An 848-nucleotide genomic window follows, 5' to 3' on the forward strand; every position below is an offset into this window, starting at 1 on the left:
GTACACATTTGGATAGCGCACTTCGGGAGCTGCAGAAGCAATGTAGACTTTGCGTGCACCTGCCGCGCGTACCATTTCAACGATTTCACGGCTGGTCGTACCGCGCACGATGGAATCATCCACCAACAAAACGCTTTTGCCGTTAAACTCGGTTTCCATCGGGCTGAGTTTTTGGCGCACTGATTTTTTGCGTGTTGCTTGACCGGGCATAATAAAGGTGCGGCCGATGTAGCGGTTTTTAATCAGACCTTCGCGGTAAGGTTTTTCGAGATGGACGGCAAGCTCCATCGCGCTGGGCCGGCTGGTATCGGGAATAGGCATCACGACATCAATATCATCGACAGGCAGCTCGCGTTTGATTTTTTCTGCCAAAGATACGCCCATATCCATACGGGACTGATAAACGGAAACGCCATCGATGACGGAGTCCGGGCGGGCAAAATAAACATATTCAAAAAGGCAAGGGCTTAATTTGGCTTTATCGCTGCATTGACGGGAAATAATCGTGCCGTCAAAACCAATAAATACGGCTTCGCCCGGCTGGATATCGCGTTCCAAATCATAGGCAAGTGCATTAAAGGCAACGGATTCGGAGGCAACGGCATAAGATTTTTTGCCGGATTCGTCAATTTGCGAACCCAAAACCAACGGACGGATACCGAAAGGATCCCGGAAAGCCAGCATGCCGTATCCTGCAATCATGGCTACTACGCCGTATGCGCCGCGTACCAAACGGTGTACTTCGGAAACGGCGTTGAAAATATTGTCGATAGTGAGTTGGTAAGGGGCTATATTTTTAGAGACTTCGCGGCGTAATTCGTGCGCGAATACATTGAGTAATACTTCGG

At 49.6% G+C, this 848-nt stretch carries 1 protein-coding gene; it reads right to left on the reverse strand.

Annotated elements, in window-relative coordinates; all coding sequences use genetic code 11:
• Positions 1-848: amidophosphoribosyltransferase (locus tag ACTHUR_RS12865; protein WP_440398883.1), on the reverse strand; the 848-nt coding region annotated here is incomplete at both ends.

The sequence above is a fragment of the Neisseria sp. P0021.S007 genome (assembly GCF_051956855.1).